The organism is Pseudomonas sp. G5001, from assembly GCF_013385475.1.
Classification (GTDB): domain Bacteria; phylum Pseudomonadota; class Gammaproteobacteria; order Pseudomonadales; family Pseudomonadaceae; genus Aquipseudomonas.
This window is the reverse complement of record NZ_JACAPZ010000070.1, coordinates 1-2,555: the sequence shown is the minus strand read 5'-3', so window position 1 is coordinate 2,555 and position 2,555 is coordinate 1. Positions and strand designations below refer to the sequence as shown.

The 2,555-nt window shown below is 63.4% G+C and carries 1 protein-coding gene; it reads right to left on the bottom strand.

Going from position 1 to position 2,555, the window contains the following annotated elements:
• A partial coding sequence (locus tag HX805_RS32140; RefSeq protein WP_177117661.1) for a condensation domain-containing protein occupies nucleotides 1-2,555 on the bottom strand: 2,555 nt, incomplete at both ends.

The window sequence follows — 2,555 nt, the reverse complement described above, 5'->3', positions numbered from 1 at the left end:
GCTCGCCACCGTGCAGCAGTGCACCGAAAATTTCCCAGACCGAGAAGTCGAAAGCATAGGAGTGAAACAGGCTCCAGACGTCCTGCGGGCCGAAGCCGAACCACGGTTCAGTGGCCGCGAACAGACGCAGGATATTGTGGTGCGCGAGCAAGGTGCCTTTGGGATTGCCGGTGGAACCGGAGGTGTAGATCACGTAGGCGAGGTTCGAAGGATCCACGACGACTTGCGGGTCGCTGTCGGCAAAGGCGCTGACGTCGGTATCCAGCAGCAGGGTTTTCACGCCGTCAGGCACCGGTAATTGACCGGTCAGCGACGCCTGGGCCAGCAGCAGCTGGATGCCGCTGTCTTGCATCATGTAGGCCAGGCGGTCCTGCGGGTAGGTTGGGTCGAGCGGCACATAGGCGCCGCCGGCCTTGAGGATCGCCAGCAGCCCGACGATCATCTCGATACCCCGCTCCGCGGCCAGGCCCACCAGCACGTCCGGCCCCACGCCGTGAGCGATCAACTGATGCGCACGGCGGTTGGCCTGGGCATTCAGTTCGGCGTAGGTCAGGGTCTGGCCGTTGCAACGCAGGGCCACGGCGTCAGGCCGTTGACGGGCCTGCTCGGCGATCAGTTGATGGGCGCAGGTGTCGCTTGGGAAGCTGCGCGGGCGTGGGTTCCACTGGGCGATGTTGTGCTGTTGCTCGGTCGCGTCCAGCAGCGGCAATTCCCCGATGCGCCGTTGCGGATCGGCGACGATACCTTGCAGCAGGTTCAGCCAGTGAGCGGCCATACGCTGTGCAGTGCTTGCGTCGAACAGGTCGGTGGCGTAAGTGAGGGTTGCACTGAGCTCGCCGTCGGCGTCCAGGGTGTCGAGGGTCAAGTCGAACTGGGCGGTACGGCTTTCCCACTCCTGGGCCTTGATCACCAGCCCCGGCAGTTGCGGGATGGCTTGGCGGCCGGCGCTCTGGTGGTTGTACAACACCTGGAACAACGGGCTATGGCTCAGGTTGCGCTCAGGGCGCAAGGCTTCGACCAATTGCTCGAACGGTAGGTCCTGATGCGCCTCGGCGCCCAGTGCCGCCGTCTTGACCTGTTGCAGCAGTTCGCTGAACCGCTGCTGCGGATCGACTTCAGCCTTGAGCACCTGGGTATTGACGAAGAACCCAATCAGGCCTTCGGTCTCGACCCGGTTGCGGTTGGCAATCGGTACGCCCACGCGGATGTCCGACTGGCCGCTGTAACGGTGCAGCAGGCCCTGGAACGAAGCCAGCAACAGCATGAACAGGCTGCAACCTTCACCCAGCGCCAGTTGCCGCAGCTGTTGGCCCAATGCCTGCGGTAACTGGACGGCCAGACGGGCGCCGGCAAAGCTCTGGCGTGCCGGTCGCGGACGGTCCGCAGGCAGCTCCAGCAATGGCTGTTCAGCGCCGAGGACGTTGGTCCAGTAAGCCAGCTGCCGCTCACGCTCACCGGCGTCCATCCATTGGCGTTGCCACACCGCGTAATCGGCATACTGGATCGGTAACTCCACCGGTTCAACCGATCCACCCTGGCTATAGGCGGCATAACGCTCAATCAGTTCCTGCACCAGCACCTGCATCGACCAGCCATCGGAGACGATGTGATGCTGGGTCAGCACCAGCACCTGTTCATCGGCGGCCACCTGCAGCAGCCCGACCCGCAGCAGCGGACCGTTCTGCAGGTCGAACGGCCGGCTGATCTGATCGCGAACAAAAGCCTGGATCTGCTCGGCCTGGTTGGCCGAGGTCAGGTCGAGAAACTGCGGCGTCAGCAGCGGACCGGACTCGGCATGGATAACCTGGAACGCACGCTCGTCCTTCTGGACAAAGGTCGTGCGCAAACTCTCGTGACGCTGCACCAGTGCGCTTAAGCTGCGTTGCAACGCCTTCAAATCCAGGTGGCCATGAATCCGTAGCGCCGCAGGGATGTGGTACGCCGCACTGGAGGGCTCCATTTGCCAAAGGAACCACTGGCGCTGCTGGGCGTAGGACAGGGGCAACGGTTGATCACGCGGCACCCTTGGAATGCGCGCAGGCATCGCCGCCTGGATTGGCTCAAGCGCAGCCACGCAAGCCTTGAGGCTGGCGTTTTCGAACAGCTTGCGCAGTTGCAGGTTCATGCCGAGGTGTTGGCGGATGCGCGACACCATCTGCGTAGCCAGCAATGAATGGCCACCCAGTTCGAAGAAGTTGTCGGTGAGGCCAACCCGCTCCAGTTTCAGCACGTCTTGCCAGACAGTTGCGATTTGCTGTTCCAGCGCGCTTTGCGGCGCCACGTACTCGTGCTGTACCTGGCTTACGTCCGGCTGCGGCAGGGCCTTGCGGTCGAGCTTGCCGTTGGCGGTCAGTGGCCATTCATTCAGGAACAGCAGGTGCGTCGGTACCATGTAGTCCGGCAGGTCCGCTTTCAGCTGCGCCTTGAGTGCGCCTGCATCCTCGGCGCCTTGCGCCGGGATCACGTAAGCCACCAATTGCTGGCCGTTCAGCCCCTCCTGGGCCAACACCACGGCTTCGCGCACCGCCGCCATGGCGTTCAGGCGCGCTTCAATT